The organism is Wolbachia endosymbiont (group A) of Ophion costatus, assembly GCF_963969245.1.
Classification (GTDB): Bacteria; Pseudomonadota; Alphaproteobacteria; order Rickettsiales; family Anaplasmataceae; genus Wolbachia; species Wolbachia pipientis.
Window position 1 is genome coordinate 268,055 of the sequence record NZ_OZ017714.1, and the last position, 14,917, is coordinate 282,971.

Annotated in this window: 18 protein-coding genes; 4 read left to right on the forward strand and 14 right to left on the reverse strand. The window is 34.9% G+C overall.

The window, feature by feature from the left end:
* The first annotated feature begins 34 nt into the window (after positions 1-34).
* From AACH21_RS01405 to AACH21_RS01415, 3 genes are all read left to right on the forward strand, one after another.
* Positions 35-394 carry a hypothetical protein gene (locus AACH21_RS01405; RefSeq protein WP_338482628.1) on the forward strand — a complete coding sequence of 120 codons (360 nt, stop codon included), beginning with the start codon at positions 35-37 and terminating at the stop codon, positions 392-394.
* A 143-nt stretch (positions 395-537) separates the two neighbouring features.
* Positions 538-924, forward strand: coding sequence for a hypothetical protein (locus AACH21_RS01410; protein WP_077188373.1), 387 nt, complete (start codon positions 538-540; stop codon positions 922-924).
* Between the two features lie 46 nt (positions 925-970).
* Positions 971-1,414, forward strand: coding sequence for a hypothetical protein (locus tag AACH21_RS01415; RefSeq protein ID WP_077188372.1), 444 nt, complete (start codon positions 971-973; stop codon positions 1,412-1,414).
* 74 nt (positions 1,415-1,488) lie between these two features.
* Here AACH21_RS01415 and ccmE read toward each other — a convergent pair whose 3' ends face one another.
* Genes ccmE through AACH21_RS01455 form a run of 8 tightly spaced genes read right to left on the reverse strand, consistent with a single transcriptional unit; the run spans position 1,489 to position 8,605 of the window.
* Positions 1,489-1,881 carry a cytochrome c maturation protein CcmE gene (ccmE, locus tag AACH21_RS01420; protein ID WP_006279588.1) on the reverse strand — a complete coding sequence of 131 codons (393 nt, stop codon included), beginning with the start codon at positions 1,879-1,881 and terminating at the stop codon, positions 1,489-1,491.
* Positions 1,865-2,002 (reverse strand): hypothetical protein, encoded by a 138-nt coding sequence (locus tag AACH21_RS01425; protein ID WP_006279587.1) that lies wholly within the window; start codon positions 2,000-2,002, stop codon positions 1,865-1,867. Before AACH21_RS01425 ends, ccmE begins: the two co-directional genes overlap by 17 nt.
* On the reverse strand, positions 1,999-3,042 hold the full coding sequence (locus AACH21_RS01430; protein ID WP_006279586.1) for a biotin--[acetyl-CoA-carboxylase] ligase: 1,044 nt from the start codon (positions 3,040-3,042) through the stop codon (positions 1,999-2,001). The genes AACH21_RS01425 and AACH21_RS01430 overlap by 4 nt, the downstream gene beginning before the upstream one ends.
* 17 nt (positions 3,043-3,059) lie before the next feature.
* Positions 3,060-4,424: an NADH-quinone oxidoreductase subunit N gene (locus AACH21_RS01435; RefSeq protein WP_236514391.1), complete on the reverse strand. Its 1,365-nt coding sequence runs from the start codon at positions 4,422-4,424 to the stop codon at positions 3,060-3,062.
* Positions 4,421-5,863 (reverse strand): NADH-quinone oxidoreductase subunit M, encoded by a 1,443-nt coding sequence (locus tag AACH21_RS01440; RefSeq protein WP_338482630.1) that lies wholly within the window; start codon positions 5,861-5,863, stop codon positions 4,421-4,423. Before AACH21_RS01440 ends, AACH21_RS01435 begins: the two co-directional genes overlap by 4 nt.
* 3 nt (positions 5,864-5,866) lie before the next feature.
* Positions 5,867-7,714 (reverse strand): NADH-quinone oxidoreductase subunit L, encoded by a 1,848-nt coding sequence (gene nuoL / locus AACH21_RS01445; RefSeq protein ID WP_049973600.1) that lies wholly within the window; start codon positions 7,712-7,714, stop codon positions 5,867-5,869.
* A 4-nt stretch (positions 7,715-7,718) separates the two neighbouring features.
* Complete coding sequence (gene nuoK / locus AACH21_RS01450) at positions 7,719-8,027, reverse strand: NADH-quinone oxidoreductase subunit NuoK (RefSeq protein WP_006012916.1); 309 nt, start codon at positions 8,025-8,027, stop codon at positions 7,719-7,721.
* Positions 8,018-8,605: an NADH-quinone oxidoreductase subunit J gene (locus AACH21_RS01455; protein ID WP_006279581.1), complete on the reverse strand. Its 588-nt coding sequence runs from the start codon at positions 8,603-8,605 to the stop codon at positions 8,018-8,020. Before AACH21_RS01455 ends, nuoK begins: the two co-directional genes overlap by 10 nt.
* 392 nt (positions 8,606-8,997) lie before the next feature.
* On the opposite strand from AACH21_RS01455, the gene AACH21_RS01460 reads away from it, so the two are divergent.
* Positions 8,998-10,914, forward strand: coding sequence for an ATP-dependent helicase (locus tag AACH21_RS01460; RefSeq protein ID WP_264705275.1), 1,917 nt, complete (start codon positions 8,998-9,000; stop codon positions 10,912-10,914).
* Between the two features lie 129 nt (positions 10,915-11,043).
* Here AACH21_RS01460 and AACH21_RS01465 read toward each other — a convergent pair.
* The 6 genes from AACH21_RS01465 to AACH21_RS01485 form a co-directional block, all read right to left on the reverse strand.
* A protein-coding gene (locus tag AACH21_RS01465) for an IS5-like element ISWpi1 family transposase (RefSeq protein WP_236514306.1) occupies positions 11,044-11,876 on the reverse strand; the annotation gives its coding sequence in 2 pieces (ribosomal slippage) (positions 11,044-11,507 and positions 11,507-11,876; 834 coding nt in all).
* A 111-nt stretch (positions 11,877-11,987) separates the two neighbouring features.
* Positions 11,988-12,200, reverse strand: a complete 213-nt coding sequence (locus AACH21_RS01470; protein ID WP_065094389.1) for a hypothetical protein — start codon at positions 12,198-12,200, stop codon at positions 11,988-11,990.
* Between the two features lie 162 nt (positions 12,201-12,362).
* A complete protein-coding gene (locus AACH21_RS07085; RefSeq protein ID WP_022626388.1) occupies positions 12,363-12,584 on the reverse strand; it encodes a hypothetical protein in 222 nt (73 codons plus the stop codon).
* 25 nt (positions 12,585-12,609) lie between these two features.
* The gene (locus AACH21_RS01475) at positions 12,610-12,744 is read right to left on the reverse strand and encodes a hypothetical protein (protein ID WP_255324781.1); all 135 of its coding nucleotides are present in this window, start codon (positions 12,742-12,744) and stop codon (positions 12,610-12,612) included.
* A gap of 33 nt (positions 12,745-12,777) precedes the next feature.
* Positions 12,778-12,981 carry an IS5 family transposase gene (locus AACH21_RS01480; RefSeq protein WP_007549940.1) on the reverse strand — a complete coding sequence of 68 codons (204 nt, stop codon included), beginning with the start codon at positions 12,979-12,981 and terminating at the stop codon, positions 12,778-12,780.
* A 90-nt stretch (positions 12,982-13,071) separates the two neighbouring features.
* Positions 13,072-14,238 carry an aspartate kinase gene (locus AACH21_RS01485; protein WP_077188380.1) on the reverse strand — a complete coding sequence of 389 codons (1,167 nt, stop codon included), beginning with the start codon at positions 14,236-14,238 and terminating at the stop codon, positions 13,072-13,074.
* Between the last annotated feature and the right edge of the window lie 679 nt (positions 14,239-14,917).

Genomic DNA, 14,917 nt, shown 5'->3' on the forward strand with positions numbered 1-14,917 from the left:
TTAACTTTTTATAGGAGACCGTATGACTGAAGAAATGCAACAACTTCAAAAACCTAAATTTGTCAAACCTACATTCGAAAAACCGAAAATTCCGCAATTTCAGGATAGAGCACAAAAAGTGGTTGATCTCACCAACGATATCAATACTGCAGAAATTGATGAAAAAATGATGGTAAATGTTGTTAGATTTAAAGTTTTTTATGATAACCTGGTAAACAATATCAACGAATACAATGACAGTATAAGTTCTAGTATTGAAAATGATATAATAAACCCATTATCAACAATTATAGATAATATAGGTAAGGAAACAAAAGAAATAACGGAGAGCATCACTAAAATTAAGGAAGATATGCCATACTTCTCGCCAACACAGGCAGAAGATATACTATAGATACAAAGACGTAATCTCGAGATGATTTTAGATAACATACACCAAATGAGCAAGTAATAACCCACTGGGCTATTACTTTTTTCACATACCATTTCAATGTAGCTGGATTAATTTTAAAATTATAATTTTTTATAGGAGTTAGCATGAATAATAGTAAACAAGAAAGCAAAAACGAACTTAAAGTAATAAGCAAAATAGAAGTTAACACCAAACCTAAAGGTTATGATGAAACAGTTGCGCGAAATCCAGCGCAGCTTGGTTATGTCCACAAAGCTTTAGATAAATTAATCGCAGAGCTGAACACGAAATTCGTTCCTGAATTGGATGATGTATTGCATAACAATAGCAACTCTATCAGTCAATTAAATGACATGCTAACAGAAGAAAGGGGTAAGCTTGACGAGCAGAGTAAACAGAACAAGGAAATGATTGAGATGCTCAAGCAAATCAAGGACGATATGCCAGGCATTGCAGAAGCTCCAGATTTTACAATAGTAGATATTAATAATGACTCACTGTTATTTGTATAGTAATGATTTATAAAGATAAGTAGTTTTTTTATAGGAGGTAACTATTATGAATAAAAATATAAAATTATATTCTAGTGAAGAAGTTGAATCAAATAATGCATTGCAACTTCAGAAACCGGCGTTTGATAAACCAAGCTTCGAAAAGCCAGTAATAAAGAAGATTGTCAGTGGTAAAACAAAGGAAGAATTTGATATAACTAAAGATATGACACAAGAAGAGATTGATAAGATGCCACAAATTACATTGACCATAAAGCACCTTAAAAATTTTTATGATGGCTTGATAAACAGCATTAATAAGTATGACGAAAATATGGATAGTGCAATTCAAAGTGGTATAATAACACAATTATCATCAACCATAGATAGTATAGACAGCAAGACAAGTAGTATAGATAGTGAACTTGCAGATCTTAGGAATTCGATTCCAGATATTGGAGAAGCTCCTCCATTACTCCATATTACTGGTGAAGAGAACGGATTGCTTTAATAAAAAAGGTAATAGCCTGATATCAGGCTATTACCTTCTCCATATGCTATTTTAATATAGCTGAGTTAGGAAATCTATTTTAAAACTTTCGGCATATAGTTCTCATCATGTTTTGCAAACACTGTATCTGCAAGAAAAGTACTATTATCAAACATTTTACCTTGCACAACAACACCACTTTTTTCTGAAAACATTGGTGGAAGTATCCCTTGATATTTTACCACAACGCTTTTGTTAAAATCTGTCATTTGAAAAATTACTTCACTTTCGCTCCGTATCACGCTATTTTCAACAACCATTCCACCAACACGGATTAGTTTTTGACTATTTTGTAAAACTATTGCCTCACTTACTGTATAGAAAAATGAGATGTTTTCTTTGAGCGTTGTTAAAATAAAAAAGACTATGCAGCTTAAAAAGCAGAAAATTCCTGAAGTTATAAGTAATCGCTTATGTTTCTTCTTCATGATTATCTTTCAGGCTTTCTAGAATTTTTCTACTTTTAGTATAGCAAGAAATGGTAAAAATTAGCTCTCCAGCAATCAGCGTAAAACTAATAAGGTAAGCAAAAATTACATATGTATTCATAATGCATTATCAATAAATAACTCACCTGCATCAAAATAAATTAAGCTTCCATCCTTTTGCTGCAACACCAATTTACCACTTTCATCTATATCAGCAAAAATTCCTTCATACAATTTGTCAGCTAACTTTACACTGATTTGCTCATTCATTTTGAATGCTTTTTTTAACCACATTTCTCTTATAGCATAAAACCCGTCAAATAGCCATTGCTTTCTTAGCTTATTAAAATTTATTATTAATTCCTTTAACAGATCCATGTTAGACACAGATTCACCGTAATTGCTAATGCACGTTGTTCCTGGAAGTGGTGCATGATTGACATTAATTCCAATTCCTATAATGATCCAATTCGAATTGGATCTTTTTTCAAGTAATATTCCACTTATTTTCTTGCCATCAATAAGGACATCATTTGGCCACTTATACTGGAGATTTAGACCATTTATAAATGACAGTATAGCATTTCCAACAGCAAGAGCAGTAACAAAAGTCAATTCTGTTAATTTGCTAACTTGATTCATTAAACCTCTTTCTATCATCCCAGTACTTTCCCCAGTGCTTGACACATAACTATGCGAACATTGCAATTTGCAGGTGGTATGTGGTGTCATTCCAGTGCGTGACACTGGAATCCAGTTCTTATTACACAGTTGCCTGATGTGCCCATTTGTAATTAAGTTTTCTGGATCCCAGTGTCTGGGCACTGGGATGACATCATCCTTGGTGGGAATACCACAACGTTTGTACAGTTGTGTGCTTGACCATTCTTCTTGATTTCTAGATTCCAGCGTCACGCGCTGGAATGACACCGAAAGCTGGCTTTCATTCAGATAATCGTTAAAGAGGTTTATTACCAAACTCGCATAAAAATTACCCTCTGGAGAAATCCAACTTTTTCCGGTACGCCCTCTACCCTCTGTTTGTTTATCAGCAACAATAATAGTTTCATTTGATATTCCTTTATCAATTAAATCCAACGCTTCTTTATTAGTGCTTGAAACTTCTTTGTAATGATGAATATGAAAGCCCTCAGGGATCACCTTGTCAGTCCTTTAGTTCAATGAGTGAGTAAAACGTACAAGAAAAGAACGAGGTTGATCAGTGAAGCCACTGAAGTGATAATGAATAGACCCTTAGAATAAGCAACCTTATTACCACTAGCTTTATCAAAATACATAGCTTTTATGATATTTAGATAATAGTAACACGATACAACACTTGCTATTACAAGGATCAAGGACAGGCTGATAAAGCCAGAATTTATTAAACTTTTGAATATAAAAAATTTAGCGATAAAACCTGCAAGTGGAGGTATTCCCGACATTGAGAGTAACAGCACAGAAAGATGAAATGCTACAATTGGGCGTTTCTTCCCTATACCAGATAAATTTGCAATATCACAATCGTCATCGTCAATTTGTACGAGATATGAGAATAGCCCTATGCTTGTGATGATATATATCACCAGATACATTAAGGCACTATCTGTTCCTGCTTGTGTAAAAATAGAAAGTGAAGCAAATATAAAACCAATGTGACCAATTGAACTGTAAGCAAGCAGCCTTTTTAAGTTTTGCTGACGTAAGGCCCCAAAAGCTGAGATAAGCACAGACAATGCTGAAACGTATAAGAAAATAGGCTGAACATAACTTTTTACATTTACTAACTCTTCATTCATCAATCGAATTAAAAATGTTACAAGTGCAGCTTTTGGGGCCGTAGAAAAAAACGCAGTTACTATGGTAGGTGCACCTTGGTAGACATCTGGAGCCCACATATGAAAAGGAGCAATAGCAAGCTTGAAACACAAACCAATTAGGACAAAGACTAACCCAAAAACTATTCCATAAGTTATCTGATGGTTTTGCAAGAATGAACCGAGCTCAGAGAAATTGACTTGTCCTGTATATCCATAAAGCAGCGACATTCCATATAGCATAATGCAGGAAGATAATGCACTGAGTGTAAAATATTTCACTCCTGCTTCACATGAATAAATCGAATCTTTATTAAAGCTCGCAAGAACATACAAAGATATACTCATCAACTCAAAAGCTAAATAAAAAGAAATCAGACTATTTGCTGAAACCAAAGTTATCATGCCAAATAGCGCAAAAAGAATCAGCATTGAAAATTCATACTTATAGTCATATTTTGATAAATTCAGCATCAAAAGTATTAAAATTCCTGTGCTGAGAATTAACCCTTGGGCTGACCTGATGTATAAATTGAGTTTTAACAACGAATTAAAGAGAAAAATTTCATTGTTTTCTGCCGAAAGAATTAAAATAATCAAAGTTACCACTGTGCAGCCAAGTGCTAATAAGTTGATAGTTCGGCGGTTAAATATAATCCCAAGCAGCAGCAACACGAACGAGGAGATAATAGAGAACGTTTCCGGCAATATCTGTATATAATTCATAGCGCATTATATTTGACTAACAAATTTGCCATACATGGCTTCAAATAATTCAGTGCAAGGGTTGGGTAAAATCCAAGCAAAATAACAAACACTGCAAGCAGAATTAAGACAGAAAATTCTATGCTATCCAAACGGTTATTTAATAATTTAGAATAGCTAACCCCCCATATTATTTGCTTACATAAATTCAGCATATAAACTGCGCTTAAAATAGTGCCAAGTGCGATAAATCCTGTAAAAAACCCTATGCTCTTAAACATTCCAACCATAGCCAAAAACTCACCTATGAATCCAGATGTTCCAGGTAGCCCTATTGAAGCCATTGAAAATAAAATGAACATAAAACCAAATTTTGGCATTGTGTTTACTATGCCAAAATATTTTGCAATCTCCAAAGTTCCAGTTCGAGTATATAGCATTCCAACACACAAAAATAAAGCAGCAGAAATAAGGCCATGACTAATCATTTGAAATATGCTACCCAGTACTCCTTCCTCACAAAATGAAAAGAGGCCAGCAGTAACGATCCCCATATGTGCTATTGAAGAATAAGCTATTAACTTCTTTATATCATCTTGAGCAAACGCAACTAGCGAAGCATATATCACCGCAATAATGCTCAGCACAACAACGAAATTTGAAAAATACAAACTTGCCTGAGGAAGCATTGGAATAGAAAACCTTAAAAATCCATATCCTCCCATTTTAATAAGCAAGCCAGCTAAAATCACAGATCCAGAAGTTGGTGATTGTACATGCGCATCAGGAAGCCAAGTGTGAAATGGAAACATCGGTACTTTTATTGCAAAAGAAATAAAAAATGCAATCCACAGCAATGACTGCACTTCAAGATCAAGGCTTGGCACTAATGTAGCTAATTTTTGTATATTAAACGTCCCAAAAGTGCTATAGATGTACACCAATCCAAGTAGAAATAATAATGAGCCAGTTAATGTATAAAGAAACAACTTAAACGTTGCATATACCCTGTGTTTTCCTCCCCAAATGCCAATAATAAAGAACATTGGTATTAAAACAGCTTCAAAAAACACATAAAAGCTTATAGCATTCAGTGAAACGAAAAAACCGACTACAACACTCTCAAGCAGTAGAAATAATGCCATATAGGCTTTTAGGGTCGTATAACTCATTTTGCAGTTGTAGAGTATACAAATTACAAACAAGAAAGTTGTAAGCAGAAGGAAAAGCAACGATATACCATCTATCCCTATTCCAACATTTCTAATTGGGTAGCTGACAAACTGAAAGTCCGCATCGTTATAATCAAATTCTATACAAGCTACAATGCTAAGCAAAAATGGAAGTACAGCAAAAAATAGGGCAAGGAATCTTAAGTATATAGATTGATGATTAATCCTGATTAAGGATAAAATCAATGCTCCTATCAGTGGAAGCAAAAATATACTAAGTAACAACACCTTCTATTTAATTCCAATAATATATAAAGCACCGATTATTAAAGTAACAAACATAATAAATGCATAATCAAATATATAACCAGTTTGTAACTTTATAGAACTTTTTGAACATTCATTAACCAACCTTACAACACCATTTGGTCCAAATGAATCAATAGCCTTAACATCAAACTTCCATAGAAGCCTAGATATAAACCTTATCGGTGCAATTATAACAAACTCATACACCTCATCAAAGTACCATTTATTCTGCAAAAACTTAAGTAAAAATTTACTCTTAATTTGCCTAATTACTTGATATTGGTAAATTAGGTACGCAAGTGCTATTCCACTTAGGCTTGTTAAGGTTGGCAGTAGTTTTATAAAGAAATTATGAACTCCATGCTCATCAATCATCACTAAACTTGATTTCCAAAACGCATTACTAGTTATGTTCAAAATATTTGCTCCCCATATTCCAGAAAATACTGATCCAAAAGCGAGTATCAGTAATGGTATAAGCATAATCTTTGGTGCCTCATGTATATTAATTTTACTTTGTTTTTGGCTGTGGAACACAAGAAGCAATAACCTCCAAGAGTAAAACGCTGTGAAGAATGCAACAACTAAGCTTATTACAAAAGCAAAGCTATCCGTGCTATAAGCATGTTCAATTATCAAATCCTTTGAATAAAAACCTGCAAATGGGAATATCCCAGAAAGCGCAAGAGATCCAATCCACATGAGAGCGTAAGTGCAAGGGATTTTCTTCCAGCAATTTCCCATTTTCTGAATGTTTTGCTCATGATGCATTGCATGAATCACATTGCCAGCACCAAGAAATAGTAGAGCTTTAAAAAAAGCGTGTGTCATTAAATGAAAAATAGCAACATTGTAAGCAGAAAGCCCACATGCCATGAACATATAACCAAGTTGACTGCAGGTTGAATAAGCAATTATTTTCTTTATATCGTTCTGAGTAATTGCAACGGTGGCTGCAAAAAAAGCAGTGAGTGCTCCAACGATAACTATTAATTCTCGTGCCACATTTGATAACTCAAACAATGGAGAACACTTTGCTACTAAAAATATACCTGCTGTTACCATCGTTGCTGCGTGAATAAGTGCAGAAACAGGAGTTGGCCCTTCCATTGCATCTGGCAACCAAACATGTAAACCAAGCTGTGCAGATTTACCCATACAGCCAATAAAAAGTAATATGCATATTATATGAGTTACTTTGAATTCACAGCAGAATGCCCTAATGTTCTGCGTGCCAAGAAGATCAGTTGTGTCAAAAACTTCAGTAAAATTCAAAGAGTGAAATGTATAATAAATAAGAAAGATTCCAATCAATAGTGCAAAGTCTCCTACCCTATTCACAACAAATGCTTTAATTGCTGCATTATTTGCAGAATATTTTTGGAACCAAAATCCTATGAGTAAATAAGAACATAGGCCAACCCCTTCCCAGCCAAAAAAAAGCTGCACGAAATTATCGCTTACAACCAGCACAATCATGCAAAACGTAAATAGCGATAGGTAAGAAAAAAACCTCGACTTCCCCTTATCATGCTCCATATAACCGATAGAGTAGAGATGTACTACCAGTGAAACGGTGGTAATAACAATAAGCATTAAGGATGAGAGAGCATCCACACTAATTGCCCAATTTACTTTTAAGATGCTCAATGAAAACAAAGGAAATAAACTCAAGTGATAATTTTCAGAGAAGGTGAGAAAAACATACCAAGATAAAACTGCAGATATTCCAATCCCTGCCGTTGTAACTAACTGACTTTTTCTAAAAAGTGCTGCAAATAGCGAACCAAAAAGTGGCAAAAATACTATTAATTTCAGTATATCCATCATACTTTCATTCTTTCATTAAATTTGCTTGTTCAACATCTATATTGCCACGGCTTCTATAATATACAACCAATATTGCAAGCCCAACTCCTGACTCTGCTGCCGCAACAGTCAACACAAACATCACAAAAATTTGCCCAACTATATCATTCATAAAGGCAGAAAAAGCAACTAAGTTGATATTAATTGCCAGCAATAATATTTCTATTGATAACAATATATTGATTATGCTCTTACGGTTGATGAAAATACCGCACACTCCAATAGTGAACAAAACAGCAGCAACTATCAAAAAGTGATTTAATCCTATTTCCATTCTACTCCTTTTCCAAATTTAGCCTTAATCAATTTTACAGATGAAGATTGTGTCAATTGCTTTAATACATTCTGTTTTTTAACTCCTTTTTTCTTGTCCTGCAAAGTAAGAGCAATTGCACCGACAATTGCAACAAGCAGCAGAATACCAGAAAGATGAAAAGCGTACATGTAGTCGGTATACAGCAAATTACCAATAGCTTTCACATTATTGGTATTATAGTTTATAACATTGCTTATATTCGGTGCTGAGCTGCGGATTACAAAGCTGATGACTAGAAAAAACACAACACACAACATAGCACCAAGAGTGCAATGCTTTGCAAAACCCTGGCGCAACCTTATGTAGTCAATATCGAGCATCATAACTACAAAGAGGAACAACACCGCAACCGCACCGATGTATACTATCATCACCATCATAGCAATGAACTCAGCTCCAAGGAGAATGAAAAGAACTGCAGAGTTAACGAAGGTGAAAATTAAAAATAATACTGCATGCACAGGATTTCTTACACTAATTACGCATACAGCAGATAAAATGCTGAGAATTGCAAAAAAATAAAAGAAAAAAGGCATCGATACTTTAACTGCAACAATAGTTACTAATTTAAAGTGACTATCGTGGTAAAGTCAATATTATATTAAACGTTTGAAAACATTGTACTACAAAGCTCCAGCTCCATTTTAAATTATTATAAAGCTGAAGAAATAGAAATGAAGGCGTACATATAAGCCATTCCAAACTCCACTTATCCACCCAACAAGCAGAAGTTCTGGTGCCAATACCTCAAATCAAGTTGTTGTTACTCGACATACACCTGAAACTACTAAAACAAAATAGATGTAAAACCTACGTTTAAATATGTAGTACTTGAGTGAAGCATTCTTTAACTGTTCTATTCAATAAAACCTTTACAATATTTCAATCATAGGTTTAACTTTACGAAGTTATAATCTATAGGGCTACGATGAACGATTATCTCTCACTGCTAAATCCAGAACAACAATCAGCTGTAACTAACATAGATGGACCAGTTTTGATACTGGCAGGAGCCGGGACGGGAAAAACAAGAACGATTACTTCAAGAATAGCACACATAATTAGAAACGGTCACGCTTATTCTGATGAGATATTAGCAGTTACATTTACAAATAAAGCAGCAAATGAGATGGTATCAAGGGTACTTGAGCTAACGGGCACAAACATACCATGGCTTGGCACTTTCCATGCAATTGCAGCAAAAATTTTGCGCATGCACGCAGAAATTGTGGGCTTAAACCCCAATTTTACAATCATTGGTGTGGATGACCAATTACAGGTAATAAAAAATATTATCAATGAAATAAATCCTGATTACCTATCAGAAAAATGTAAGACCATTATGAATATTATTCAGCAATGGAAAGAGAAGTGCTTATTGCCATCTGAAGTGGAAGATATTCAATCATTTAGGCCAGTATATGTAACTGCACTCAAGGTCTATCACCAGTATCAGGAAAGGTTGAAATTCCTTAATTCTGTCGATTTTGGTGACTTATTGCTATATAACATACAGCTCTTTAATCAAAAGACCGAAGTTCTGTCCTACTACCAAAACAAGTTTAAATATGTCATGGTAGATGAATATCAAGATACAAATGCGATACAATATCTTTGGCTAAAATACCTTGCAAAAGAGCACTCAAATATTTGCTGTGTAGGAGATGATGACCAGTCGATATATAGTTGGCGTGGTGCAGAAGTTGAAAATATTTTGAAGTTTTCTGATGATTTTAAAAATGCAAAAACCGTTAAACTAGAGTGTAACTACAGGTCAACATCCCACATACTTGCAACTGCGTCATATGTTATCAATCACAATAAGACTCGCTTAGAAAAAAAATTGTGGACAACAAACATTGAAGGGGAAAAGGTAAATCTAATAAAATTATGGGATGGGAAAGCTGAAGCAAGGTTCATAAGCGAACAGATATTGAAACTCAATAAATACAGATTTAGTGACATTGCAGTGCTGGTAAGGGCCACTTTTCAAACTAGAGTTCTCGAAGAGTATTTTATAAAATATTCAATTCCCTACAAGATTATAAGTGGCGTAAAATTCTACGAACGTCAGGAAGTCAGGGATATAATTGCATATTTAAGACTTGTTACAAACAATAACGATGACTTAGCTTTCGAAAGGATAGTAAATCGGCCAAAAAGAAGCATAGGAGCTACAACTCTAAAGAAAATATACACGACTGCTCAGGATAACAAAATTTCTTTTTTTGAGGCAGCAAAAATATTAGTTAATAGTAATCAGGTAACCGAAAGAATTAAACTCTCACTCAACGATTTTTTAAATAAAATTAAAGCTTGGGAAGAAATAGTAAGCGTAAAACCACTGCATGAATTCGTTAAAATCGTAGCAAACCAATCAGGATATATTGAAATGCTTGAAAATGAGGAGGTAACAGGCTTAGCACGAATAGAAAATGTTAAAGAGCTCATCTCATCTTTAAAAAATTTCGATAATGCCACAACTTTCTTGGAGCATATAAGTCTGGTGATGGAAGTGGATAATATGAATAACGATGACACCGTATATGTTATGACTCTTCATGCAGCCAAAGGACTTGAATTCCCGTGCGTGTTTCTACCTGGTTGGGAAGAGGGATTATTTCCTCATCAAAGATCTTTTGATGACAAAAGTGGTAAAGCTTTAGAAGAAGAAAGAAGACTTGCATATGTTGGCATAACCAGGGCAAAGGAAAGGTTAATCATTTCATGTGCAGATAGGAGGGAAATTAACAACCAGTGGCAACCGATGCGCACTTCTCGGTTCATTAAAGAATTGCCAAGAGAAAATGTTGAGGTAATTAAAAGCAACATTGCCTACTGTTGAAGCTATAATTGCAGATAAACATATCTTACAAATCTGAATTACTTCAACTATATGTTTCTCCTGGCAAAAATTCTGTAACCGTTCACACTTAATTCTTCAATCTCAGAGGTTGTCCGGAAACTAGTAAATTCAAGCATATTCCCTCTTTAACATAACCCTACTCATAGCTAGGTATATGAAATTCTCAGTGGATGTTGTGAGTAAATCATACTCCTTCGATAGCCTTCTATTCCTATTAACCCAAGCAAAAGTCCTTTCTACAACCCATCTTCTTGGCTGTACTTTAAACCCTTGTTCTCTTGTTGGTAGTAGCTCAGGTGGCGTATCTTTGTGCACCCAAAATCTACATGGAGGCCTTGTAACAATTTCAATATCTATGTCATATTCTTCCTTTATGTGATTCTTTAAATTTCTTCCTTGGTATCCCATGTCAGCCCACATTTTTTTAACTTTAGTATATTTTGTTCTCATATTGTTTAATGCTATTTTAATACCATCTCTATCATTTTCGTTAGCAGCGCCTACGTAACAACCTAGTATAAAACCCTGAGTGTCTGTAATTATATGCCTTTTTCTACCCTTTACTTTTTTACTTCCATCATAGCCTTTGATCCCCCCTTTTCTGTAGTCTTTACAGATTGACTATCTACTATACAGGCACTCGGCTGCTCATTCCTTCCTATTTTTCTTCTACTATATTTTGTAATTTCATAATTCATTTTCTCAAAAATTCCCTGCTTCTTCCATTGCCTGAACTGCTCATACACAGTCTTCCATAGCGGAAAATCATTTGGTAAATACCGCCATTGACACCCTGTACGCAATACATAGAAAATTGCTTCTAATATTTCTCTTTTGCTATACTTTGGCGGCCTTCCTCCTTTCTTGTATGATACTCTGAAGTGTTTTTCTATTCTTGCCCATTCCCTTTCGCTTAGATCTGTTGGATACTTTTTTCTCATCTTTACCCCGTACTAAAATTTCAGATATTATAGCCTTTTACTTGTTTCCGGACAGCCTCTCATACCAATTTCTATTACATAACAAACAAATAGACAATAGAAGTGAGAAGGTTATACTAAGGCAGTATAATGATGGAGTTTTGGAATGGCATTGGTGTCAGGTTGCAATTTTAGCTTACATTGTGCCAATCTTTCTTCAATTGCTGCTCGCATAAATTCTGCCTGTCTTTTAGTTCTGCAGTGCACTATCGCATCATCCACATATCTTTCAAATGGTACTGTTGGGTGATTTTGTTTCATCCATATATCAAATGCATGGTGCATAAATATGTTTGAAATGATTGGGCTTATTGAACCTCCTTGCGGAACTCCTTTTTTCCCTAACTACCTTACTGCCATCTGCTTGCTGAATAGGGGATTTCATCCACCTTTCAACATACAGTATGACCCATTTGCAGTCTGTGTGCTTCTTGATAGCCTGCAGTGCTAAATTGTGGTCCAGATTGTCGAAAAATCCTGTAACATCAACAGCTTTCTTGGTAATCGTATCCTGTCTCCAATAAACAGCGGTTTTGCTATGTATCCTTGATCAGCAAAAAACTTACGTAAAGTTGGAGCCTTGTATTTAGCTTGAGTGAAAAGATTTAGAGCACCATCACGATCTTGAACACTTGCACTATGAACATCAGCCGCAATAATTAAGCCCACTGTATCTATAACAATATGACGTTTTCTACCCTTTATTTTTTTTCAGCATCATATCCTCTGGATCCCCTTTTTGAGTGGTTTTTACTGATTGACTGTCAATTATTCCTACTGAAGGTGTTTCATTTTTACCAAACATTTTTCTTACCTCTTTTACTAGCATATTATGTATTTTTTCCAATTTGCCATTACTACGTCACCTGAGAAAATAGTCATACACCGTCTTCCATGGAGGAAAATCTTTCGGCAGCATTCTCCATTGACAACCACCTCTCATTATATACCTTATTGCATTAATAATTGTTCTGATATTGTGCTTTCTTGGCCTCCCTATCTTTCCTTGTGCAACATGTGGCTCCAAAATTTCCCATTCCTTATCACTTATATCACTTGGATACAATTTTCCCTCCTATTTTTTACTTACACTATCATATTTTTTCCTCATTCCTTTTCAAGACATACTCTTAGACAACTGGACGTCAAGCCTATCCTAGTGCTGCATATCAAGCTCATACTCAGTATGTAAATCTTTGACTAAAGCTACAGCGCATTCTTTTTGAACAATTATACTGATTTTGATTTCAGATGTTGTGATAGCAAGTATTTCTATCTTTTTTTCGCTTAAAACCTTGAGTGTGCGGTGCATCACTTCAGTGTTAGACATAACACCAATACCAATTATTGAAATTTTAGCTACATTATCGTTTATAGCATAATTTTCATTCTTATTCAGTAACTTTTCCATTAAATCAATATCAAATTTGGAGATAACAAAACTTGACCCATGTATCATATCAATTTTAACGTTTGCTCCTGCTATATCTCTTAAAGTACGCAAGTTATTTGCAAGGTTAGTGAAAGTTACAAGAGCTTCATTAGTGCTATAAGTTATTCCAGTCATTAAGTATCTCTCTAGTACATCCCTTTTGTGTAGCACTGTGGTGCCTTCTACTTCCTTAAAAGTGGATAGCACTTGCACTTTAATGTTATGTTTCATTGCAAGTTGTACTGAACGATTATGCAGTATTTTAGCACCAGATGACGACATTTCCAACATTTCATCGTAAGAGATAAATTTGAGCTTGCGTGCCTTTGGAACAATTCTCGGGTCTGCTGTATATATTCCATCAATATCAGTAAAAATTTCGCAAGTTCTAACACCAAAGGCTACCGCGAAGGCAACTGCTGATATATCAGAGCCTCCTCTTCCAAAAGTAGTGATTCTATCATCATTTATACCCTGAAAACCAGCAATGATCGCAGCAGTATAACCCTCAGCAAAAGATCTTTTCACACGTTCAATCTTTATTGTTTTTATTTTAGACTCAGAATAAAAATCATCAGTTACAATTGGTAACTGCCAGGCAAGCCACGATTTAGCATTAACTCCGATCGATTGGAGAGTGATAGCTAATAGACCGCAAGAGATTTGTTCTCCTGCTGAAAGCATAACGTCATACTCTGATAACTCTTGTCTATAACTTAAATTTGAGATTTGCCTAGCCTGAAAAACCATTTGGTCAGTAAATCCTGCAACAGCAGATACAACAACGATTACATTACAACCTTTCTCAATATCGTTTTTTATCAAATTTGCAACTCGGTTTAAATCAGTTAGCGAAGTCCCACCAAATTTTTTTATGATTATTTTGTCCATAGTTACAATATAACTCTCTTCTGAAGAAAAATATAGTTTTTGTAGAGATAGCAGCTTGCAAGCCATTCAGAAAAGGGAAGACAAAGCTATAGCTAACGCGTCATACCACGATTCATTCCATAGCTGTACGAACATTGTGATTTGAGAGTAAATTGCACAGCAAATGGTGTCATTCCAGTGCCTAGACACTGGGATGGCTTTGTTGCATCGCTAGCTATGATGGATTAAAGATAAAAAAGGTGGAGAATATCAGTAGCTTATTATTCTGGTATTTATAACAAGAACGGTCAGTGAATACCTAAATTTGAGTAAAAGAAATTTCACTACCACTCACTAATCCGGCTAAAATTCAAGAATTTCAATGCTTTAGCTATTTTCAATAGAATTAAATTTATTAATATAAATAACAAGTTACTATTCTTAAATTTGATCAGATTGATTGCAAAAAAAACAAGATTTTCAATAAGTTGCTTATAATCCTAATTATAGTTAGCCTTTCATAAGTAGCGATGCAACAAAGCCCACTGGGATCCAGAAGACTTAATTTCAACCAAGTGGCTGCATAATAAAGGCTGGATTCCAGTGTCTAGGCACTGGAATGACACCATTTGCTGTGCAATTTACTCTCAAATCACAATGTTCGTACAGCTATGGATTCATTCGCGGTATAGATTCCGCT